13 protein-coding genes, 2 tRNA genes and 1 other RNA gene are annotated in these 21,920 nt (G+C 69.9%); 7 read left to right on the forward strand and 9 right to left on the reverse strand.

Translation table 11 applies throughout. From position 1 onward, the window contains the following. Positions 1 to 6 precede the first annotated feature (6 nt). A tRNA-Gly gene (locus OG259_RS20150) sits at positions 7 to 82 on the forward strand. A gap of 103 nt (positions 83 to 185) precedes the next feature. On the opposite strand, the gene OG259_RS20155 is transcribed toward OG259_RS20150, so the two are convergent. The 6 genes from OG259_RS20155 to ffs all read right to left on the reverse strand — a co-directional run bounded on the left by OG259_RS20155 (position 186) and on the right by ffs (position 8,947). Beyond that, complete coding sequence (locus OG259_RS20155; RefSeq protein ID WP_328943533.1) at positions 186 to 1,094, reverse strand: phosphoribosylaminoimidazolesuccinocarboxamide synthase; 909 nt, start codon at positions 1,092 to 1,094, stop codon at positions 186 to 188. Positions 1,095 to 1,182: 88 nt separating this feature from the next. Next, complete coding sequence (locus OG259_RS20160; protein WP_266894422.1) at positions 1,183 to 2,643, reverse strand: N,N-dimethylformamidase beta subunit family domain-containing protein; 1,461 nt, start codon at positions 2,641 to 2,643, stop codon at positions 1,183 to 1,185. A gap of 378 nt (positions 2,644 to 3,021) precedes the next feature. Continuing rightward, positions 3,022 to 4,962: a hypothetical protein gene (locus OG259_RS20165; RefSeq protein ID WP_328943534.1), complete on the reverse strand. Its 1,941-nt coding sequence runs from the start codon at positions 4,960 to 4,962 to the stop codon at positions 3,022 to 3,024. Between the two features lie 251 nt (positions 4,963 to 5,213). Further along, positions 5,214 to 6,464, reverse strand: a complete 1,251-nt coding sequence (purD, locus tag OG259_RS20170; RefSeq protein ID WP_328943535.1) for a phosphoribosylamine--glycine ligase — start codon at positions 6,462 to 6,464, stop codon at positions 5,214 to 5,216. Positions 6,465 to 6,525: 61 nt separating this feature from the next. Next, entirely contained in the window at positions 6,526 to 8,643 is a 2,118-nt protein-coding gene (locus OG259_RS20175) for a DNA polymerase III subunit gamma and tau (protein WP_328943536.1), read from the reverse strand. Positions 8,644 to 8,848: 205 nt separating this feature from the next. Then, positions 8,849 to 8,947: signal recognition particle sRNA small type (gene ffs / locus OG259_RS20180), an RNA gene on the reverse strand. Positions 8,948 to 9,064: 117 nt separating this feature from the next. Here ffs and OG259_RS20185 point away from each other — a divergent pair. From OG259_RS20185 to OG259_RS20200, 4 genes are all read left to right on the forward strand, one after another. Further along, positions 9,065 to 9,152, forward strand: a tRNA-Ser gene (locus tag OG259_RS20185). 427 nt (positions 9,153 to 9,579) lie between these two features. Beyond that, positions 9,580 to 11,133: a type I restriction-modification system subunit M gene (locus OG259_RS20190; protein WP_328943537.1), complete on the forward strand. Its 1,554-nt coding sequence runs from the start codon at positions 9,580 to 9,582 to the stop codon at positions 11,131 to 11,133. Then, on the forward strand, positions 11,126 to 12,415 hold the full coding sequence (locus OG259_RS20195) for a restriction endonuclease subunit S (protein WP_328943538.1): 1,290 nt from the start codon (positions 11,126 to 11,128) through the stop codon (positions 12,413 to 12,415). Before OG259_RS20190 ends, OG259_RS20195 begins: the two co-directional genes overlap by 8 nt. Before the next feature lie 3 nt (positions 12,416 to 12,418). Further along, the gene (locus OG259_RS20200) at positions 12,419 to 15,496 is read left to right on the forward strand and encodes a type I restriction endonuclease subunit R (RefSeq protein ID WP_328943539.1); all 3,078 of its coding nucleotides are present in this window, start codon (positions 12,419 to 12,421) and stop codon (positions 15,494 to 15,496) included. A 127-nt stretch (positions 15,497 to 15,623) separates the two neighbouring features. Here OG259_RS20200 and OG259_RS20205 read toward each other — a convergent pair whose 3' ends face one another. The 3 genes from OG259_RS20205 to OG259_RS20215 all read right to left on the reverse strand — a co-directional run bounded on the left by OG259_RS20205 (position 15,624) and on the right by OG259_RS20215 (position 18,348). Further along, a complete protein-coding gene (locus OG259_RS20205; protein ID WP_328943540.1) occupies positions 15,624 to 17,390 on the reverse strand; it encodes a tyrosine-type recombinase/integrase in 1,767 nt (588 codons plus the stop codon). Beyond that, positions 17,387 to 17,683: a helix-turn-helix domain-containing protein gene (locus OG259_RS20210; RefSeq protein ID WP_328943541.1), complete on the reverse strand. Its 297-nt coding sequence runs from the start codon at positions 17,681 to 17,683 to the stop codon at positions 17,387 to 17,389. The genes OG259_RS20205 and OG259_RS20210 overlap by 4 nt, the downstream gene beginning before the upstream one ends. Positions 17,684 to 17,853: 170 nt before the next feature. Next, complete coding sequence (locus OG259_RS20215; protein ID WP_328947128.1) at positions 17,854 to 18,348, reverse strand: helix-turn-helix transcriptional regulator; 495 nt, start codon at positions 18,346 to 18,348, stop codon at positions 17,854 to 17,856. 322 nt (positions 18,349 to 18,670) lie between these two features. On the opposite strand from OG259_RS20215, the gene OG259_RS20220 reads away from it, so the two are divergent. Together OG259_RS20220 and OG259_RS20225 are read left to right on the forward strand one after the other, a co-directional pair. Then, the gene (locus tag OG259_RS20220; RefSeq protein WP_328943542.1) at positions 18,671 to 20,191 is read left to right on the forward strand and encodes a DnaB-like helicase N-terminal domain-containing protein; all 1,521 of its coding nucleotides are present in this window, start codon (positions 18,671 to 18,673) and stop codon (positions 20,189 to 20,191) included. A gap of 251 nt (positions 20,192 to 20,442) precedes the next feature. Beyond that, complete coding sequence (locus OG259_RS20225) at positions 20,443 to 21,804, forward strand: hypothetical protein (RefSeq protein ID WP_328943543.1); 1,362 nt, start codon at positions 20,443 to 20,445, stop codon at positions 21,802 to 21,804. The last annotated feature ends 116 nt before the right edge of the window (positions 21,805 to 21,920 follow it).

The raw sequence follows: 21,920 nt of genomic DNA on the forward strand, positions 1-21,920 counted from the left end.
GCGCATGCGGACGTGGCTCAGTTGGTAGAGCATCACCTTGCCAAGGTGAGGGTCGCGAGTTCGAATCTCGTCGTCCGCTCCATGAAGAAGCCCCCGGTCGAATCGACCGGGGGCTTTCTCGTTCCCTGACGCATGCCCCTCACCCCCGCCCCCGGCGCTCGCGTCGGGGCCGGGGGCCGGGGAGGTCAGAAGCTGTCGGACCAGGCCTTGCCGGTCAGCAGCTCGTACGCCTCCAGGTACTTGGCGCGCGTGGCGTCCACGATCTCCTGCGGGAGCGGCGGCGGGGGCTGCTCGCTCTTGCGGTCCCAGCCGGAGGCCGGGGAGGTCAGCCAGTTCCGGACGAACTGCTTGTCGTACGAGGGCTGGGCACGACCCGGCTCCCACTGGTCGGCCGGCCAGAAGCGCGAGGAGTCCGGGGTGAGGACCTCGTCGCCGAGGACGAGCGTCTCCCCGTCGAAACCGAACTCGAACTTGGTGTCCGCGAGGATGATCCCGCGCTCGCGGGCGATGTCCCGCGCCCGGCCGTACACGGCGAGGGTCGTCCGACGCAGCAGCGCGGCCGTCTCGGCGCCGACCTGGCGGGCGACCTCCTCGTACGACACGTTCTCGTCGTGGTCCCCGACCGCGGCCTTGGTGGCCGGGGTGAAGATCGGGGCGGGCAGCTCGGAACCGTCGCTGAGGCCCTCGGGGAGCGCGAGGCCGCAGACCGTGCGGGACTCGTCGTACTCCAGGAGGCCGGAGCCGGTGAGGTAGCCGCGGGCCACGCACTCGACCGGGACCATGGCCAGCGACTTGCAGATCGTGGTGCGGCCCGCCCAGTCGGCGGGGGCGCCGGCCGGCAGCTCGGTCGAGAGGACGTGGTGCGGGACCAGGTCGGAGAGCTGGTCGAACCACCACAGGGAGAGCTGGGTGAGGACCCGGCCCTTGTCGGGGATCTCGGTGGGCAGCACCCAGTCGTACGCGGACATGCGGTCGCTCGCCACCATCACGAGGTCGCCGGCCTCGTTCCGGTACAGGTCGCGCACCTTGCCCGTGTGGAGATGGGTGAGGCCCGGGACCTGGACGGGCTCGGGCTTTTCTACGAATCCGGACACGGTTCCTCCGCGTAGGTTGATCCAGGAGCGTGTCCGATTCTCTCGCACATCCGGGCGGCTCCGGCCGCCAGGCCGTGTGACCCCCCGCTCAGTCCCTCTTGCAGATCCGGTCGAGGAGGTTCGCGGTGGCGCGCTGGACGCGGGCGTCGACATGGCCCGGCCGGTCGAGCGACGGCGACCAGGCGAAGGTGCCGGAGGCGAAGACCCAGGCACCCGAGGGCGCCCGGTAGAGACTCGTCTCCTGATGCCGGAGCGCCCCGTCGCCGTCCCGGTAGGGCGAGTGGGCGAGCAGGATGCGGCCCTGGTGCTCGGGCAGCGCCGTACGCGGGAAGTAGCGGTCGGCCTCGCCCGCGACCAGACCGGGGAGCTCGTCGCCGTCACCGGCTCCGGTGGCCTCCCAGAGCCAGTGCTCGGCGTTCCGCACGACCAGCGGGTGCGGTTCGGGCACCCGGCCCGCGTACTGGATGCCGAGGAGCTGCTGCTCGGGCCGGTCGACCTCGCGCCAGAGCGCGGGGCGGCCGGGGCCGCGCCGTTTGCGGCAGGTGAGGAGCCGGTCCGGCACCCCGGACGGCGAAGGGCCCAGCTCCACCTGCCAGTACATGGTGTTGGCGGACAGGAAGACCAGCGACGTGCCCTGGTCGCGGGCGAGTTCGACGGTCTTGCGCATCGGCGCCGACCAGTACTCGTCGTGCCCCGGGAAGACCAGACCCCGGTAGCGGCTCGGGTCGACCCGCCCCGCGTGCAGGTCGCGGGTCTCGGCGTACGCCAGGTCGTAGCCGTAGCGCTCGGCCCAGCGGATGAAGTCGTAGGCGTGCCCGACGTGGAGGGGCAGCCCCGCGCCCGCGTACGGGCGGTCGAAGGAGACGGTGACGGCCGCGTCCTGCTCGCCGAGCAGCCGCCCCTCCTCGTCCCAGGCGTGGTAGAGGCTGGCGCCGGTGTGGCCGTCCTCCGGGTAGAGGTTGTACGCCTGCCAGGTCACGTCCGGGAGGACGAGGAGCAGATCGGCCGGGTGGTTGTCGCGGACCGTGAAGGGGATGTGCGAGCGGTAGCCGTCGGCGGTGGTGAGGACGGCGACGTACGCGCCGATCGACCAGTAGCTGGGCACCTGCAGCCGCCAGGACTGCCACCAGTGGTGGCAGGAGACCGTACGGTCGGCGGTCAGCGGGGCCGGCTGGACGATCCCGGAGAGCCGGGGGCTCGTGGTGATCTTCGCGGCGCCGTCGCCGCCGTAGTGACCGATCCGGTAGACGTCGACCGAGAACTGCTGCGGCGGATCGACCGTGATGTGGAAGTCGATCGACTCGCCCGGTGCCACGGCCCCGTCGGACGCGAAACCCTTGATCTGGCGGCGGACGTCGTCGGCCGTGCGCGGGCCGCCGCTGCCGCCCCTGGCCAGGATCTCGTCCGCGTACCAGGGGACCATCTGTCCGGTGTCGTCGAAGTAGTTCTCGGAACCGCGCAGCCAGGGCAACGGGCCCTGGCCGAAGGGATCGGTGACGGCGTGCGCGAGTGCGCCCGACTCCCACCGCCTGATCTGGTCCGCCCCCATGCTGCGCCCTCCCTCGACTCCCCCGGGTCGGCTGGTCAGTGCCTGCTGTATGCCCGCCGTGTACGTGCCTCGGCTCGTGCCGCTGGTTCAGGCGCCCGTTCGTGCCCCTGATTCAGGCGCCCGGTTCAGGCCCCTGGTTCGTGCCTCTGTCAGTGGCGGTCTCCAGCACATCACATAACGCACGCACTCCGTCACCGTTCGTCGTGAATTGACGAGAGTGGAAGCCAGGGCTCCGAAACGGGTGATCTCCGGGGCGCGTCCCGGGTGGCCTCGGCCCCGGCTTCAGGCCCGGCTTCGGGCCCGGCTTCAGGCCCGGCTTCGTGCCCGGCTTCAGGCCCGGCTTCAGACCAGGCTTCAGACCAGGCTTCAGACCAGGCTTCAGACCAGGCGTACGGGCTTCTCCGGGCGTACTCCCGTGCGGGCCAGCCAGACCCGCAGCGGCTCCGGGTCGCCGTCCTCGACGAGAGCGAGGACACGGGGGCCGAGGTCCGCCGCCCGCTCCCCGCCGACGAGCAGGGCGGGCCCGTCGAGCCAGTCGAGGCCGGGGGTGGCCTCGGCGGTGTCCACGGCCGCGCAGCAGACCATCGCGGTGACGTGGTCGGCGAGCAGATCGCGGCCGGAACGGGGCGGCTGGAGCGGGAACAACGGCAAGGGCCCGTCGGGGCCGCTGACGGCCACGGGGGGTGTACTGCCGGACCGGTCGTCCTTCTCGGCGCTCGGGGCCGCCGCCTCGGCGGTCAGCGCTGTGGCGGCCACCCGCGCCTCCCGTTCGGCCTCCTCGCGCGCGAGGAGCGCGCTGAGCGCGCCCGCGAGCGCCTCGGCGGCAGGGTTGACGGGCTCTTCGTCAGTATCGGTACCGGTGTCGGTGTCGGTGACGTGGCCGTCGTCGTGAGCGAGGGCGTGATCGCCTTCCGCGGGCGGAAGCTCGGCGGCGGCGGCCTCGGGCGCTGTCCCGTCCACGTCGGCGTCCACACGCGCGTCGGCGTCGGCGTTCCCGTCGGCGTCGGCGTCGGAGGGCTTCGTCGGCTCCGTGGACAGGTGGGCGATCACCCGGGTCAGGGTCGGGCCGTCGGCGACTCCCGCACCGTTCCCCGCCCCGCTCCCGGCCGCGGAGTCCGCCAGGCCGAGGCCGTCCAGGACCTGGTGCAGCCGGGCCGCGTCGGTGCGCCACTTCCGGTCGACGACCTCCTCCGGGTACTGGCTCCACTCCACCGGGGACCAGTCGGGCCCGGGTGCGGCCGGGCCGCCGTGGAAGAGGCGGGCGGCGAGCAGCGAGGTGGCCTCGTCGACCGCACCGGGCTCCTCCAGGAGGTCGCAGGCGGGGCGCTCGCCGAGCCGGGAGGAGAAGCCGTCCGCGAGCCGGTCGCGGCGGGAGAGTTCGGTCAGGGCAGAGACCACGCCCGCGTCGAGCTTGGCGGGCCAGCGGCCCATGCGCCAGGCGGGGAGCGCGACGCGGGTCAGGAGCCGGTCCCAGCCCGCGTACGCCAGGCCGACCTGCTCCTGGGCGACGATCCGTACGCCGTAGTCGACGGCCTGGGCACGCTCCGAGCCGGCGGCGGCGACCCCGCGCTCCATCTCGGCGGCGTGCCCGCGGCAGGCGCGGAGGAGGACGCGGGCGACCTGCCCGACGCCTCGCGCGCCGAGCCGGCTGACGGGGTCGAGGCCGGGGGTCCCGGGGACGGCCACGGCGGCGTCCAGGCCTCGGACGAAGCGGCGTGCGGCGGCTATGTCGGGGTGCCCCGCGGGGCCCGTACCGGCGACGACGGGGGCGAGGACCGCCCGCAGCTCGCCGACGCGCATCCACCACAGGAAGGGCGAACCTATGACGAGCACGGGCGCGCCTTCGCCGTCGCCCTCACCGCCGGCCTGCGTGCGCAGCGCGCGGTGGGCCCGGTGGGTGCGGTCCTCCAGCCAGCTGTCGCAGTCCGGGGTCAGGGCTATCGCGGCGGGTGCCGGGACGTCGAGCCGGTCGGCCAGGTCCCGGACGAGCCGGTAGAGGTCGGGGGCGGCGGTCTCGGAGAGCTCCACCGTCGGAGTGGCGGCCGGGCGGGCCCGGACGACGACGAGGGCGACGGCCGTGGCGGCGAGGAGGACGAGGATCGCGAGGACGGTGACGACCCAGCGGGCCGTGTCCCAGCCGGAGCCGGTGAAGTGGCCGGTGACCCCGCCCGCGTAGAGGACGACGGCCACGGCGGCGGGGAGGACCGCGAGGCCCAGCGCCCTGCCGCGGACCCGGAGGACGGCGAGGGCCCGGGAGTGCGCGGCGCGCGCTCCCCACTCCTCGCCGACAACGGAACCGGTACCGGACACGCCGTACATCACCCCCTCCTGCCCATGTCGGGACTGCCTGTGGCGGTGTTGCTCACTCCCCCACTGTGGCACCCGTCACTGACATCGCAATGCCGGTGGGCCAAGTGCCGGAACGCCTCCGCCGCACCCTAGTTGGGGCTTCGGCGGACGTCATCCGGATGGCCCAGCCGTCACTCGAAGGTATGGCTTTGGGCAAAGGTGATGGATTTCGCGCGGCCGTACGGTCCACCGCACGGCCGCGCGAGAAATCGGCGGCGCCGTCAGGCCTCGGCGGCCTTCCGCGCGATGTCCGTACGGTGCTGGGAGCCGTCAAGACGGATACGGCCGACCGCCGCGTACGCGCGCTCGCGGGCCTGCGCCAGGTCCGTTCCGGTCGCGGTGACCGAAAGGACGCGGCCGCCCGCGCTCACGATCGCGTCGCCGTCCCGACGGGTCCCGGCGTGCAGCACGTACGCGTGGGGGGCGTCCTGCTCGGTGACCTCGTCGAGGCCCTCGATCGGGTCACCGGTGCGCGGGGTGTCCGGGTAGTTGTGGGAGGCGACGACCACGGTGACCGCGGCATCGTCGCTCCAGCTCAGCGGGGCCTGGTCGTCCAGGGTGCCGTTGGCGGAGTTCAGCAGGATGCCCGCCAGCGGGGTGCGGAGCCGGGCCAGGACGACCTGGGTCTCGGGGTCGCCGAAGCGCGCGTTGAACTCGATGACCCGTACGCCACGGCTGGTGATCGCCAGCCCCGCGTACAGCAGGCCCGAGAACGGCGTGCCGCGGCGGCGCAGCTCGTCGACCGTCGGCTGGAGGACGGTCGCGAGGACCTCGTCGACCAGCTTCGGGTCGGCCCAGGGCAGCGGCGAGTAGGCACCCATGCCACCGGTGTTCGGACCCTCGTCGCCGTCGAGCGCGCGCTTGAAGTCCTGCGCGGGCCGGAGCGGGAGGACGGTGGTGCCGTCGGTGATGGCGAAGAGGGAGACCTCGGGGCCGTCGAGGTACTCCTCGATGACCACGCGGTCGCACGCGAGCGCGTGGGCCCGGGCCTGGGCGAGGTCGTCGGTGACGACGACGCCCTTGCCGGCGGCGAGGCCGTCGTCCTTCACGACGTACGGAGCGCCGAAGGCGTCGAGCGCCTCGTCGATCTCCTCCGGGGTCGTGCAGACGTAGCTGCGGGCGGTGGGCACCCCGGCGCCGGCCATGACGTCCTTGGCGAACGCCTTGGAGCCCTCCAGCTGCGCCGCTTCCCGCGACGGGCCGAAGGCGGGGATGCCGGCCGCGCGGACGGCGTCGGCGACACCGGCGACCAGCGGGGCCTCCGGACCGACGACGACCAGGCCGGCGCCGAGCTCGGTGGCGAGGCGCGCGACGGCGTCGCCGTCCAGCTGGTCGACGGGGTGCAGCTCGGCGACCTCCGCGATTCCGGCGTTGCCGGGCGCGCAGTGCAGAGCGGTGACGTCGGGATCGAGGGAGAGAGAGCGGCACAGGGCGTGTTCGCGGGCGCCGCCGCCGATTACGAGGACCTTCACGCCAGCCAGGGTAGTCCGCCGACCGGGATGCCCCTTGTGCGGGCCACTGAACGAGACGCCCCTACTCGTTCGTGTATTCCTCCACAACGGTGGCTCCGAGCTCGCGCACGATCAGGTCGTGACCGGAGAGGGCGGAGTCGACGAGGTCCGGATCGTCTTCCTCGGGCACGTCGTCCTCGGGCGCCACGGGCTGCGGCGCGGGCGGCGTGTACGCGGGCGCGGGGGCCTGCGCCGGGGCGGACGCCTGCGGGAACGCGGGAGCGGCCTGCGCCTGCGGCTGTACGGGGGCGGGCGGCGGGGCCTGCTGGAAGGCCGGCGCGGGGGCGGGGGCCTGGGGGCGGCCGAAGCCTCCGGTCCCGCCCGACCCGCCGAAGCCGGTGGCGGCGGGCGGCGGCGAGGCACCGCCCGAGGGGTCGATGATCGCCTCGACCTTCCAGTTCACGTTGAACTGCTCGGCGAGAGCCTGCTTCAGGACGTCCTCGCTGCCGCTGCTCGCGAAGTTGTCGCGGGCACCGGCGTTGAGGAAGCCGAGCTGGAGGGTGGTGCCGTCGAAGCCCGCGACCTGCGCGTTCTGGCTGAGCAGGATCCAGGTGAAACGTCGCCGGTTCTTCACGGCGTCGAGGATCTGCGGCCAGAGGTTGCGCACCTGGGCGGTGTCCCCGCCGCCGCCCGAGGCGGCGGGGGCGGGCGCGGGGGCCTGCGGCGCGGGCTGTGCGTGCACGGGAGCGGGGGCGGCCTGAGCCGGGGCCGCGGGGGCGGACGCGCCGGGCCAGGCGCCGGGGGCGCCACCGCCCGGGGCGGCGGCGCCGGGCCAGGCACCGGGACGGGGCGCGGCGGGCTGTGCCTGGACGGGTTCGGGGACCGGTGCCGGTGCGGCCTGCGGCGGAGCCTGGACGGGCATGGGGGCAGGCGCGGGCGCCGGCGGGGGCGGGGCCATCGGGGTGTGGGCGTCGGGACCGGGGACGTACCCCATGGCGGTCGCGGGAGGTCCGGGCGTGAAGACGGGCGCGGGCGCGGCGGCCGCACCGCGCTCCAGCCGGTCGAGGCGCGCCTGGACGGACCGCTCGTCGTCGAAGGCGGCGGGCAGCAGCACGCGCGCGCAGATCAGCTCCAGCTGCAGCCGGGGCGAGGTGGCGCCGCGCATCTCGGTGAGTCCGGTGTTCACCAGGTCGGCGGCCCGGCTGAGCTCGGCGGCACCGAACACGGACGCCTGCGCCTGCATGCGCTCGATCACGTCGACCGGGGCGTCGATGAGCCCCTTCTCGGCGGCGTCCGGCACGGCGGCCAGGATCACCAGGTCACGCAGCCTCTCAAGGAGGTCGGCGACGAACCTGCGCGGGTCGTTGCCGCCCTCGATGACCGTGTCGACGACCTCGAACGCCGCGGCGCCATCACCGGCGGCGAAGGCCTCCACGACCGCGTCGAGCAGCGACCCGTCCGTGTAGCCCAGCAGGGAGGTGGCCATGGCGTACGTCACGCCGTCGTCGGCGGCTCCGGCGAGCAGCTGGTCCATGACGGACATCGAGTCACGCACGGAACCGGCACCGGCGCGCACGACGAGCGGCAGCACGCCGTCCGCGACGGGGATGCCCTCGCGCCCGCAGACCTCGCCCAGGTACTCCCGCAGGGTGCCGGGGGGCACGAGCCGGAAGGGGTAGTGGTGCGTACGCGACCGGATCGTCCCGATGACCTTCTCGGGCTCGGTCGTGGCGAAGATGAACTTGAGGTGCTCCGGCGGCTCCTCGACCACCTTCAGGAGGGCGTTGAAGCCCGCCGAGGTGACCATGTGGGCCTCGTCGATGATGTAGATCTTGTACCGACTGGAGGCGGGCCCGAAGAAGGCCTTCTCCCGCAGGTCACGGGCGTCGTCCACACCACCGTGCGAGGCGGCGTCGATCTCGATGACGTCGATCGACCCCGGCCCGTTCCGCGCGAGGTCACGGCAGGACTGGCACTCCCCGCAGGGCGTCGGCGTGGGCCCCTGCTCGCAGTTCAGACACCGCGCGAGAATGCGCGCACTGGTCGTCTTGCCACAGCCACGGGGCCCGCTGAACAGGTACGCGTGATTGACCCGGTTGTTCCGCAGGGCCTGCTGCAACGGGTCGGTGACATGCTCCTGCCCGATGACCTCGGCGAAGGACTCGGGGCGATAGCGGCGGTAGAGCGCGAGAGACGACACATGTACGAGGTTATAGGCGCCCACCGACAACCCGGGAAAAACCGCCGCGGCTCCACCCGGACCCCGCCCCTCACAGACAGGGAGCCGCCCACGTACGCCGCCCTCCCAGACAGCGGGAGGCCGCCCTCGTAAGCCGCCCTCGCAGACAGCGGGAGCCGCCCCGGCACGACGCCCCCACAGCCCCCGGATCCACTCCCCGCACGGGAACGCAAGCGCCCCCCACGCACCTGCCAGAGCCGACCTACCCTTGCTGCCTTCCGGCCCTGGGGGAGTTCAGTCAGATAGCACCGCGTGAGGGGCTCCGCCCAGAGTACCCGATCGCAGACCCCCCAAGGCCCCACGCCCCCTCCCGGACCCCCTCACCACCCCCCACCAGGATCGAGTTCGCGAGCACCCTCTCCGGTCATGTAATGTTCGCCGCGGAGGATTCGCCTAGAGGCCTAGGGCGCACGCTTGGAAAGCGTGTTGGGGGCAACCCCTCACGAGTTCGAATCTCGTATCCTCCGCCAGTGCCTCACCGGGCACGATGTCGAAGGGCCCCACCGTTCGCGGTGGGGCCCTTCGACGTGCGTGGTCTCAGTTTTGGTCTCAGTTGCGCAGGACGGACGGCCCTGAACCTCTGCGGGCAGACTCCAGCGCCGGTCCCTTCTCAAGGATCGGGGCATCGAGTGAGAGCCCGGACCTCCTCCGCGCCTCGTCCTGCTCTTCCCGCGCTCGACGCTCAGCGTGGACGTTGCTCCATGGAGCCCCGCCGCCGCGCATGTGCGCTCCTCCCCACCCACTGGCCCACCTTTGCCGCTGGCCTCCGTCGACCTGAACCAGCCAGTAGAAGCGCTGACCACGCCCCACTGCCGGAGGGACAAAATAGGATGCCCAGCGGAAACGCCACGGCTTCCAGACCGCCACCTTCTTGACGAGCAAGGACACCCTCATCTGATGGCAGTGACCCAGCAGGAGATCGAGAACCGGTTGTGGGACGCCGCCGACGAGCTGCGCGTGGCGATGCCCGAAGCGCAGTACTCCTCGGTCGTCTTCCCGCTGATGTTCTGGAAGTACCTGTCGGACACCTGGGAGCACAACCACCAGGAGTTCCTGGCCCAGTACGAGGGCCTGGACGGCCTCTCCCCCGAGGAAGCCCGCGAGATCGAGTACCGCGACCACCAGTCGTTCGAGATTCCGTTCATCCACGCTGGCACCGTCCAGGAGCGCCGCGCTTCTTGGTCGTCCATCCTCGCTACCGTCGCCCAGCACGGCCTTGGGCAGCGGGTTCGTGCATCCCTCCAGGCCATCGAATCGGCCAACCCTGACAAGTTCTCCCGTCTGTTCGGGTCCATGACCTGGACCCAGGAAGCGGTGCTGCCGGCGGAAGTGCTGGCGTCGGTCATGCGGGCGATGGACCGCACCCCGAAAATGCACGAGGGCAACATGTCCCACGACGTGCTCGGTGGAGCGTACGAGTACCTGCTCAAGCGCTTCTCCGACGGGTCAGGCACCCGCGCCGGCCAGTTCTTCACCCCGCGTGAGGTCGTCGAACTGATCATCGAGCTGCTGGACCCCAAGAACCACGAGTCGGTGTACGACCCGACCTGCGGGTCTGGTGGCATGCTCATTGCCGCCGCGAGCCTCCTGAAGGCCCACGGCGGGCGGGGGTACACACTCAGCCTGAACGGGCAAGAAGCGGTAACGGATACCGCAGGTGTGGCCCGCATGAACCTCTTCATGCACAACCTGACCGAGTTCAAGGTCGAGGTCGGCGACACCTTGAGGGACCCGCGCTTCAAGAAGCCGGACGGGTCCGTCAAGCAATTCGACGTGATTGTCGCCAATCCGCCCTACAGCATGAAGTGGAAGCCCTGGGCCAACGACCCGCGCGCCATCGGAGGGGTCGCCCCACAGTCGTCGGCGGACTGGGCATTCGTGCAGCACATGATCGCCAGCATGGATCCGAAGAAGGGCCGCGCCGGCGTCGTCCTGCCGCACGGCGTCCTCTTCCGAGGCGGCCAGGAATCAGCCATCCGCAAGCGTGTCCTGGACGACGACCTGCTTGAAGCCGTGATCGGGCTACCTGCGAACCTCTTTTACAGCACATCGATTCCGACCTGCATCCTCGTCTTCCGTGCCCCCGGCACCAAGGCCTCGAAGCGAGAAGACGGCGTGCTGTTCATCGACGCTTCCACACGGTTCACCAAAGCCAAGAACCGCAGCATCCTCACTGGCGCAGACATCGCCGACGTCGTGACTGCCTACCATTCGGGCTCCGACGGTGATGGAGAGGCCGGCCTCTCTGCGCGGTTTGTCCCCAGCACAGAGATCGTGGCGAACGGGTACGACCTCAACATCGGCCGTTACATCAAGCAGGCCGCCGCCGAGCAGGAGGACCTCGGCACCCTCATCGACGCCTACAACATCGCCCGGGCTGAGCGCCAGAAGGCCGAGCAGCGCATGCTAGCGGTCCTCTCTGCCGCAGGGATCGAGGGCTTCGATGAGTGACTGGCAGCAGATCAGCCTCGGTGACCTGGAGACTCCTGTGCGTCGCAAGGCAGCCGTTCCGCCGCAGGGATCGAGGGCTTCGATGAGTGACAGCTACGCACTGCGTCGGCTCGGAGAAGTAATGCGCCTCGATATTCAGCGCACCCCGATGAATCCTGCAACCACCTATCGTCTGGCCGGGGTCCTGAACGCAGGAAAGGGGCTTGTCGCTAAAGGCGAATTCGACGGCGGAGACACAGCGTACGCGGCAATGAACGTACTGCGCGCCGACCAGGTCGTAATGCGCAAATTGACCGCATGGGAAGGCCCGATCACCGTAGTGCCTACCGAGTTCGACGGATTCGTCGTCAGTAACGAGTTCCCGACGTTCACGCTCGGCCCAGAGCTGATGCCCGAATGGATTAGGCACGTCTGTCGTTCACCGCGCCTGTGGACGGAGATGAAGAATCGGGTGAGCGGGACAGTCCAACGGCGCAAGCGTCTCAACCCAGAGCAACTCTTGCAGATCCAACTTCCGATCCCGCCCCGCGAGGTACAGACACGGATCGTCGAGCTGCTCGACGCAGTTGATGACCAGATCACCGCGCTCGACACCGAGGCAGACGTGCTCGATAAGCTTTGGTGGGCGCTGGGACGGGAGATGGTAGCAGCGGTTACCGACAAGGCGACGGTCCCGTTGGCGTCGTTCTGCGACATCTCCGGAGGGCTCACCAAGAACAAGAAGGACCTTGAGCAGCCAGACCTTGTGGAGGTGCCATACCTGCGGGTGGCGAATGTCCACCGGCATCATCTGGATTTGTCTGAGGTGGCGAGAATCCAGACCACCCAGGCCAAGGCAGACAAGCTCCGACTGTATGCCGGCGACATTCTGATGAACGAGGGCGGCGACAAGGACAAACTCGGTCGGGGGCACGTCTGGGAGGACCAGATTCCCGACTGCATCCACCAGAACCACGTCTTCAGGGTCCGGGTCACCAATCGGCACTTCGACCCATATTTCGTGTCTGCCTGGGGTAATACCTTCGGTCGGGAGTGGTTCGAGACATTCGGCACCCAGACGACAGGGATCGCCTCCATCAACCGCGCGACCCTCAGCAGATTCCCCGTCCCGGACATCCCATTGTCCGTCCAGCAGGATTGGGCGGGGCGTCTCGGGGCCATCGTAGAGACCATGGACTCCCTCCGTATCCAGGCGAGCGGTCTCCGAGCGACCCGCGCAAGCCTAGCGGCGGGGCTACTGGACTGCGCGATCGACATCAAGTCTGCCGAGTTGGAGGTCTGAGCCGTGACGAAGGGCATTCGGGAGCGCGAGTTTCAGAACTTGATGATCCAGTGGTCCCTCCCGATGGGATGGGGCTTCACAGCGGGCAGGTCGCTGCCGCGGGAGACGACGCAAACGGTGCTCGCCGGCCAGCTGCGTGACGCCATCGTCCAGCTCAACCCTGGGGTGATCGACGGGTTCGACGTGGACGCCGTAGTCGAGGAGATCATCGCGACGGTCAACGCCGTCGACGGCGGGCTGGTGCGGGCCAACGAGCAGGTGCTGAAACTGCTGCGCGGACACAAGGAGTTCCGGGACGCTGACGGCGTGTGGCACACCCTGAAGGTCATCGATTTAGAGCACCCGACCGCCAACACGCTAGTCGTGTCGGACGAGGTGACCATAACCGTCCCCGGCAAGACCCCTCGGCGATTCGACCTCGTCTACTGGGTCAACGGCCTGCCCCTGGTAGTAGTCGAGGTTAAATCACCGACCGCGAAGTCCGGGTGGGCCGACGCCGCGCGCGAGATCAACGACGTGTACGCCACCGAGTACCCGTGGTTCTTCACCCCCAACGTCTTCGCCATCGCCTCCGATGGGCTGAAGCTGCGGTTCGGTGCCGCTGGTGCGCCCCTGAACCTGTGGCAGCCGTTCCGATCCACTGACGACGACGAGAACCTGTCCGGGCAGGCCGACGTGCAGCGCTCCGTCGAGCTGCTGCTCAACCCGGCCACGGTCCTGGACATGCTCGAAAACTTCGTCCTCTTCGACACCTCTGGGGGCGGGGCGGACAAGAAGTACCTGCCCCGTTACCCACAGATGGAGGCCGCCCACCTGATCCACAGGCGGGTCCTGGCCGACGGCAAGAAGGGTCTGGTCTGGCACCACCAAGGCAGCGGGAAGACGCTGTTGATGGTGTTCGCTGCTTCGCTGCTGCTGGCTGACACCCGTACCGAGTCGCCCACGATCATCTTGCTCTCGGACCGAACCCAGCTCGTGCGGCAAACATCCGGGGTATTCACCTCCGCGATGGGCAACGCGTACTTCCACCAGCCCTCCACCAGCAAGGAGTTGCGTTCCCTGCTGGCTGACGATGTGCGCGGCGTCATCTCCACGACTGTCCACAAGTTCGCCGACGCCGGCAAGAACCTGTCGACCCGTCGCAACATCATCGTGCTGGTCGACGAGGCACACCGCACCCAGTCATCCGAGGAAGAGTCCCTGGCGGGGCAGATGCGCGCAGCATTGCCGCACGCGAAGTTCTTCGGCATGACCGGCACACCCGTCAGGAACCTCGCCACCAACACCTTCGCCCTCTTCGGCGAGGAGAGCGACCCGAACAGGGTGCTGCACCGGTATTCGGTGTCCCGGTCTCTGCAGGACGAGGCAACCGTTCCAGTCATGCTGGACCCGCACCCGGTCACCTTCGAGATGAACGACCGTGCTCTACAGGCCGAGTTCGACCAGTTCGCCGACGAATTCGACCTCGACGACCCCGACCGTGAAACCTTGTCCCGCAAGTTCGGGCGCCTCACCTCGGTGTTTGCCAACCCCGAACGCATCCACACGGTCTGCCAGGACATCGTGGATCACTACCTGGCCGGCACCTATCGCAACGGCCTCAAGGCGCAGGTCGTCGCCTACAACCGTGAGCTGGCCGTGGCATACACGGACAAGATCAACGAGCTGCTGGCCGGCTTCGAGGCGTCGCAGGTACTCGCCGAGGTCGGCAAGCACGATCGGATCACCGCAGAGGTGAATATCCACGTCTCGGACGCCAAGACCGAGGAAGCGGCCATGCGGCCCTACCGGCTCTCCGAGGTCGACGAGGAGGACCAGAAGCGGCGATTCCTCACCCCCGATGACCCACTGTGCTTCCTGGTCGTGACGGCCAAGCTGATGACTGGGTTTGATGCCCCCAACGAGGGCGTCCTCTACCTGGACAAGCCAATGAAGGCTCACAACCTGTTCCAGACGATCACCCGCCCGAACCGCACTTGGGTGTCCCCGGCCGGATTCGTGAAGACCACCGGCGTGGTCGTGGACTACATCAGCCTGGCCGAAGAGGTCCAGCGTGCGGTCGTCGACCCTACCTCGGAGGGGTCCGCCGGCAAGGGCGGTGGGTTCGTAACCGACCTGACCGACCTCGTCGCCGAGTTCCGCACCACCTTCGCCCGCATCGAAGACCTCCTCGCAGACGTGGACGGCCTCGACCTCACAGCCCACGGATACGAGTCCGTACGTTGCATCAACGGCTTCCTGGACGCCAACCCTGACGCCGCCGAGGTCTTCAGCAAGAACTACCGGCTTCTGGCCCGCCTGTACCCACTCATCAACACAGACAAGCGGGTCGCCAAGTACCAGGACGGCTTCGGGCTCTTCGGGTCTGCGTACACGACCCTGTTCAAGAAGTCTTCTGACGAGGAAAGGAAGGAGCGACTGGGCGAGCTGGGGCCGATGGTCCTGGAGATAATCAACGCCCACGTCCACTCCTTCTCGGTGGCCGCCTCCCAGGAAGAAGCCCTCGTCCTGGACGCTCAGGGCATCACCATCCTCAAGGAGCTGCTGTCCCTCGTCCGTCCCAAGCCCGACGAGGACGACAGCGAGGACAAAAGGCCGCCGTCTGCGGCGGAGATCCTGGACCACATCAAGGCTGCCCTCGAGAAAGGCATCGAACCGGGGTCCGCGAAGTACACCGCCCTGGCAGAGCGGATCAGGCAGCTGCGGGATCGGATCATCCAGAACGCCCAGGACGCCCTGGAGTTTCTGGCCGAAGCACTTCGGGTCGCCCGTGCCATCGTGAACGCCGAGAAGCACCCCGACGAAGCCGTCGTACTGGACGACGACCATGTGGGTGTCCTGTCGCGGATCATCCACGACCACGCGCCACCCGGCCTCACCGTCACCGAGCAGAACCTGGCCGAAGAGATCGACCAGGTAGTCAAGCGCACCCTCGCCCAGTCATGGGACAACGCTGAGGCCCGCAACCGCGGTGTCCGCCGTGGCACCGCCGCAGTCTTCCGCCGGTACATGTTGAAGCCGGTGGGAGAGCCCTACGGCTCCACCGTGGCCTACGTCGAAGCCCACTATCTCGTCGACTGATGTACGCACTGAGGCCCGGCAACCTGTGGCGGTTGCCGGGCCTCGTCGCGCGTTGGCCCGATGCACACCTTGGCATCACCTGGTCGGCACCCCATTGATTCGCCGTGGTGGGCGGCAATCTGGGGCGCTACCAGTCTTCGGTGTCCCCGTATTTCCCAGGATGCCGCGCTCGATCCACAGCCTGTGCACACGCCTCGGCGAAGTCCGCCTCTACAGCCGCCTTGTCCGTGCCTCGCACCTGAGCCTCGACCTCCTGGCCCGTGCCGGGTCGTCGGGCCGTGCGCCAGGCCGAGGCGCGGTCGGTGTAGCGGTCGGTCTCGAAGTCCCAGGCCGGCACCGACCACTGCTCCGGGACCCCGGTCGCCGCGCGTTCCCCGCCGGGGAGGAACAGGGCTCGGGCGTGGAAGACAACGGCCCGCTCCGGCACGCGGTCGCGGATAGCGCTCGGGCCGCCGGGGCCCTGGTGTTCCCAGCGCCAGCGGTCCCATTCTTCGACCTCGGCAGGGTGGTCGGGCCAGTCCTCGCTCCAGCGTGTGACGACCTCGTCGGCGTGCTCGCGGTGGAGGAAGGGCACGCGTCGCTCGCCGAGGCGGGCCACGTGGACCATCAGCTCGGCGGGGACGGGGCTCTGGTCGGCCTCCGGCGCGGCGCTTCCCTCCGCCTGGTCCGTGCCCCACAGGAGGCCGCCGACCTTGGCGGCGGTGTCCTTGAGGACGCGGCTGGTCAGGTGCTGGTAGCGGCGGCGCATCCGGGCGGACTTGCCGGGTTCCCAGCCCATGATGGCGTCGACGACCGCGTCGGAGACGCCGAGGATGAGCAGGACAGTTGCTGCGGTGTGGCGGGCGTCATGGAGGCGGGCATCGCGGACGCCAGCGGCCTTCAGCAGCTCCTTCCACTTGTGGTAATCCGTGTTCGGGTTCAGGGGCTCGCCGGTGGGCGAAGTGAAGACGTACCCCTTCTCCGTCCACAGGTCACGGGCCCGGGCTCGCTCGCGTGCCTGCTCCTCCTTGTGCTGGCGCAGGAGCTGGAGGAGTTCATCGGGGGCACCGATGGGGCGCTGGCCGGCGCGGGACTTGGCGTTCTTCGTCTCACGGCGGGTGTTGATCTTCTGGGGGCAGTAGCCGGGTTTGCGTCCACAGCGTTCGCCGCAGCCGTGCTTGTAGCGGGGCCGCAGCCGGCCACGGCGTACGCGGACGACGCCGAGCTCGAAGTCGACGTCGTCCCACTGCATACCGAGGACCTCGCCCTGGCGCAGGCCGAGGGCGAGCGCGATGACCCAACGGGCGGTGTTGCGGTGCTTGGCGGCCTCAGCGAGGAGCCGCTGGACCTCCTCGACCGTGTACGGCTCGACCTCCTCCTCTTCGACCTTGGGGGCCTTGGCGATGGAGGCCGGGTTCGCCGTGAGGTGCTTGCGGCGCACGGCCTCGTTCAGCGCCGTGCGAATCGTGCGGTGGGCCTGGTGGGCGGTGCCGGCGGCGCTGCCGTTGTCCTGCATCTTCTTGTAGAAGCGCTCCAGGTGCTCCGGGTCGAGCTTCTCCAGGCGGTGGGCGCCCAGGCCGGGGATGAGGTGGTGGTTCACCGCGACGCGGTAGCCGTCGATCGTGTTCTCCGAGACGTGCGCGGCGGCGATGTTCTCGACCCAGTGGGTGAGCCATGTCTTCACGGTCCACGACTGGCCGGCCTTGCGGACGGCGCCCTTGTCGCGCTGCCGTTCCAGCTCGCGTACGAGCTTGGTGACCTCGGCTCGGGTCTTGCGGCCGACGTGGCGACGGTCCGGGGTGCCGTCGTCCTTGACGCCGACGGTGACGCGGCCGTGCCAGCGCCCGTCTTTGCCGAGGTAGATGGACGAGGCGCCGTTGGGCTGGCGGGGCTTCGGTGCGGAGGCTCGCGTCATGCGGCAGCTCCGAAGTCGGTCGCCGACAGACGGCGGGCCAGGAATTCGTTCACCGCCTCTGCTGGGATGCGGCGCAAACTGCCTATCTTGACGGAGACGATCTCGCCGGAGGAGACGTACTCGTACAGCTTGGTGCGGCCGATGCCGATCCGGCGGGCGGCCTCGGCGACGGTGAGGGCGACCAAGGTCGTGTCGCCGACGGATCGCCGCTCGGCCATCAGGGTGCGCAGGGCGTCTTCGGGGACGTCCAGGAGCTGGGCTATCTGGGAAATGGGCAGCGCGGGCTGCGGCATGGGGTACTCCTCCCGCCGGCATCGCGGCGTCGCGGGAGCGGCAACTCCCGTCGGCCTGGCCGGTGGCGTCGTTCAGGGATGGATGGGTCGGTGGATGATGGTCGGCGACGGATGTCGCCGTGCGTGGGGGTTCTCGGCGTTCGTAGCGCCATGAAAGGGGCAGCGGCCGACTATTCGCCTGTGGGTGGCTGCCCCTGGTTTCGCAGGTGCGCCCGGGATGGGTGCAGGCTCCTCTGCAGGGCCCGTTCTTCGAGCCGGAGGAGTTCGTCGACCTGTCCTCTCTGCTCGGGGCCCTTGTCCCCGTATGCATTGAGTTCCATGTCGATCTCGTGCAGGTGCATCTGGTTCCGGTCGATCGTCGCTCGCAGTTGGTGGTACTCGCGCGTCATCTGGACGTACTCACGGGCAAGCTCGCGAATGCGGGGCGTGGCCAGCTCTCCTGGCGGCCCCGTCAGGTCCTGCATGGTGATGTCGAAGACCTTGCAGAAGCCGAGCGCCTCGTCGAGGTTGACCCTGCGACGGGGTTTGCCGCTCTCGATGCGCCAGATCGCCGACTGGTTGATCGGATGGCCGACGGCGGCCATCTCCTCGGCGAGCTTCACCGTGCTCCAACCGCGGACCTCGCGCTCCAGCTTGATGCGGGCAGCGACGTGCTCCTCCGGCATCGGACGACCGGGGCCGGCACGCTCCGCACCTTCCTCACCGCTCACTCGCACCTCCCTTCACACGACAACGGGTCCACTGGGGCCAGCATCCACAACTAAACATCGTTGCGGAGTGAAATGCAAGGCGTTGCACTGCCGAAAATCTCGGCTATGGTCGTAGTCCGCCGTACAGCGGCGGACGGATCCGCACACGCAAGCGGCCCCGGTGCTACGAACACCGGGGCCGAAGTAGAGGCTCCACCGCACAACCATCCATCCCTGAACGATCGAAACCGGAGGCCGGGGTTGCCGCCCCGTAATGGCCTGCCGGATGAGGAGCTCCGTGACCCAGGGTACGACCCTGCCATCCCAGACGCCATCCCGCTTCGACGAAGGTCCCACCCCGACGGAACCCCCGTTCAACCTGGACGCCGAGCGCGCGGTCCTTGGCGCCTGCATGCACAAAGCCGACGTCATCGACGCGGTCCGGCCCGTCCTCGGCGACGACGCCTTCTACCGGCCCGCCCACGAGACCATCTGGCGCGCGCTCCTCACCCAGCACCGCGAGGACAAGCCGACCGACCCGATCGTCCTCACCGAACTGCTCCAGCAGCAAGGCGATCTGCAACGGGTCGGCGGTCCCACCTACGTGTTCCAGCTCGCCGACGCGCCCTACGGCACCGGCAGCGCCGAGCACCACGCGGAGATCGTCCGCGCGAAGGCCGACCTACGCCGCCTGATGACCTCCGCTGTACGGACCCTCCAGCGGGCCCAGGAACCCGGCGCTGATCCCGAGGCGATCCGCAGCGAGGTCGAAGCGGAAGTACGCGCCGAACGCGAGCGCGCACTCGCCTCGGGACAGGGACGGCTGTCCCGCTTCGCCACCAACGGATGGTCGTTCGTCAAAGAGAGCGGCGCGGACACCGAGCCCCTGTGGGGCACCCGCGAGAAGACCGTCTGGGCCTCTGGCGAGAGCCTGATGATCGTCGGCGCTCCGGGCGTCGGCAAGACGACCCTGGCCCATCAGGTGATCTTCGCCCGCATCGGCCTGCAGGAGACCGTCCTGGAGATGCCCGTCGCCCCCAGCAGGCGCGTGCTCTACCTGGCGATGGACCGCCCCAAGCAGATCGCCAAGGCCATGGCCCGCCGCGTCTTCCCCACCGACGAGAAGATCCTGCGCGAGCGGCTCGTGGTCTGGGAAGGTCCGCTGCCCGCCACACTCGACAAGGAGCCCGACCTCCTCGCTGACCTCGCCGCCGCCCACCAGGCCGACACCATCGTGATCGACAGCCTCAAGGACGCGGTCAGCACGATGGTCGACGACAGCCTCGCGGTCGCCTTCCACAACGCCCGCATGCGCGCCATTCGCAACGGCGTGGAGATCATGGAGCTGCACCACCAGCGCAAGGCCACCGCCGACGCACCGCGCGGCCAGCGTCCCAGCCTCGACCAGGTCTACGGCTCCACCTGGTTCACCTCCGGCGCGGGCAGCGTCCTGTTCGTCACCGGCCGGGCAGGCGACCCCGCGGTCACCCTGCACCACCTCAAAACCTCCACCGGTGAAGTCGGCCCCCTGGACGTCACCCACGACCACGTACGCGGCACCACCACCCTCGACCCCACCAAGGACCCCGCTGTCCTGCTGCAGAACGCCCCCAACGGGCTGACCGCACGGGACCTGGCCACCGTCCTCATCGGCGGAGGCGACCCCGAACGCGCCGACATCGAGAAGGCGCGACGCCACCTCAGCCGCCTCGTCGACAGCGGCCTGGCCACCAAGGCAGAAGGCATCGCCGGAGGGGCCGGAGGCGGCCAGCAGGCCCGCTACTACGCCTCCGCCCGCCACCTCACCGCCGTCGGCTGAGCCCCGCACCGAACCCCTGAAAGCGTTCACGCGACCGTCCACGCGGCCCCCGCGCCCGCACACCGCCGTGAACCGCCCACAGCGCACACGCTCACCGCAAAACCGCAGGTAGAGCGATCACGCGACCGTCCACGCCGTACACGCACCCAAGCGATCACGCGCGGGGCCCCCTTTAGAAGGGGGCCCGCGTGTACGCCCTCATCCGTGAACGCCGTGATCGCCTCCTCACTCGCCCCGGAGTAGCCCCGTACATGCCCCCTGCCATAACCGACATGCTCGCCGCCGCTTCGCTCCCGTTCACCGATGGTCCGCTCCTGCCCCTGGCCGTCCTGGCCGTCGCCGCCGGCGCACTGCTCGCGTGCCTGAAGGCGCGACGCAGCCAACACCGCACCCGCGATCGGAAGCGGCGCGTCTCGGCCGCAGTCGCCACTGCGACCGTGGCGGCGCTCGTGTGCACCGCGTACAGCGCGGACACAAGCTGGCGGTTCGCCGCCCACTACCTCGACATGCGGAACACCGCCGAGCGCGCCGCGATGTTCGCCGCCGCCGAGCTCGCCCTGTTCTCGATGGCCCTGATGGCCCGCCAGAACCTGCACGGGCCGCGGCAGGCGGCCGGCCTGCCCGGAGTCCTGGTCTGGGTGATCACCGCCATGCAGACCATCCCCGCTTACGCCGAGTCCGGCCCGGTCGGCGGCACCGTGCGTGCCTTCACCGGCCCGGTGATGGCCGCCGTGCTGTGGCACCTGGCCATGGGCATCGAGCTCCGCCAGCGGACCCCCGACGCCGCCTCCCGCGGGCTCGCCGCCGTCCTCACACGGCAGGCCCGCGAGCGGCTGCTCGCCCGCCTGGGGATCGTCGAGCAGGACCAGGGCGCCGCCCAGATCATCCGCGACCGGGCTACGCACCGGGCTGTCGCTCTGGCCGCCCGCCTCGCCGAGATGACGCCCGAGCAGCGCACCGGACGGGCGGGCCGGCGCACCGTGCGCCGTCTGTCCAAGGCCCTCGCCCGCTCCGGCATCGACGCCGACCCGCTCCGCAACGAGCAGCTGCTGCGCCAGCTCGCCACCCGCCGTCAAGCAGCCGCCCTGGCCACCATCGGCCTGCCCGAGCGCTGGACCACGCCCGCCGGGCAGCCCGTCAGCCCGCCCGACCACTCCCGGGCTGACGTCAACGAGCGGGCGGGAGGCAAGGGGCGGGCAGAAGACCGCGCCCGCCCGCACCCATCAGTTCCGGGCGACGAAGAACCCCACCCGGGCGTCCGCCCGCAATCCACCCGCCCGAATCCCACCACCCGCTCCGGCCCGGAAACGACAGCCCGACCGGAACGGGCAGCCCGCCTGCAAGAGGCGGCTCCGCCGCCCACGGGCAGCGGCTCTGGCACCGCACCGGTCAAGCGCGCTACGTCGAAGCCGAAACGGCCGGGCCACAAGCCTCGCGCTACCGACGAGATCCTTCGCGACTACGCCCACCGACTCAACGGCGAGTACGGCCGCCTGTCTCGCGACCTCTTGGAGCAGGCCGTACGCGGCGACGGATACACCGTCGCCAGCGACGACGCCGGCGCCATCGTCCGCGCGGTCAAGGCCGAACTGAACGCCTCCCACGACGGCTGACGACCACCTCACCCATCCTCCCTCCCCTCCCGGAGATCCCGATCGTGACGCACGACCCCCACCACGCTGGCAACCCCGGCGTACTGCCGTCGCTGACGAAGTCGCCTACGCTGAAG

The sequence above is a fragment of the Streptomyces sp. NBC_00250 genome, from assembly GCF_036192275.1.
Classification (GTDB): domain Bacteria; phylum Actinomycetota; class Actinomycetes; order Streptomycetales; family Streptomycetaceae; genus Streptomyces.

Bases quoted from the DNA above. Each gene is read 5' to 3' on its own strand.
- OG259_RS20215 (WP_328947128.1), bottom strand. From the start codon at position 18,348: ATGCCGGAGGAGCACGTCGCTGCCCGCATCAAGCTGGAGCGCGAGGTC.
- OG259_RS20190 (WP_328943537.1), top strand. From the start codon at position 9,580: ATGGCAGTGACCCAGCAGGAGATCGAGAACCGGTTGTGGGACGCCGCC.
- OG259_RS20195 (WP_328943538.1), top strand. From the start codon at position 11,126: ATGAGTGACTGGCAGCAGATCAGCCTCGGTGACCTGGAGACTCCTGTG.
- OG259_RS20205 (WP_328943540.1), bottom strand. From the start codon at position 17,390: ATGACGCGAGCCTCCGCACCGAAGCCCCGCCAGCCCAACGGCGCCTCG.
- OG259_RS20160 (WP_266894422.1), bottom strand. From the start codon at position 2,643: ATGGGGGCGGACCAGATCAGGCGGTGGGAGTCGGGCGCACTCGCGCAC.
- OG259_RS20210 (WP_328943541.1), bottom strand. From the start codon at position 17,683: ATGCCGCAGCCCGCGCTGCCCATTTCCCAGATAGCCCAGCTCCTGGAC.
- OG259_RS20225 (WP_328943543.1), top strand. From the start codon at position 20,443: ATGCCCCCTGCCATAACCGACATGCTCGCCGCCGCTTCGCTCCCGTTC.
- OG259_RS20165 (WP_328943534.1), bottom strand. From the start codon at position 4,962: ATGTACGGCGTGTCCGGTACCGGTTCCGTTGTCGGCGAGGAGTGGGGA.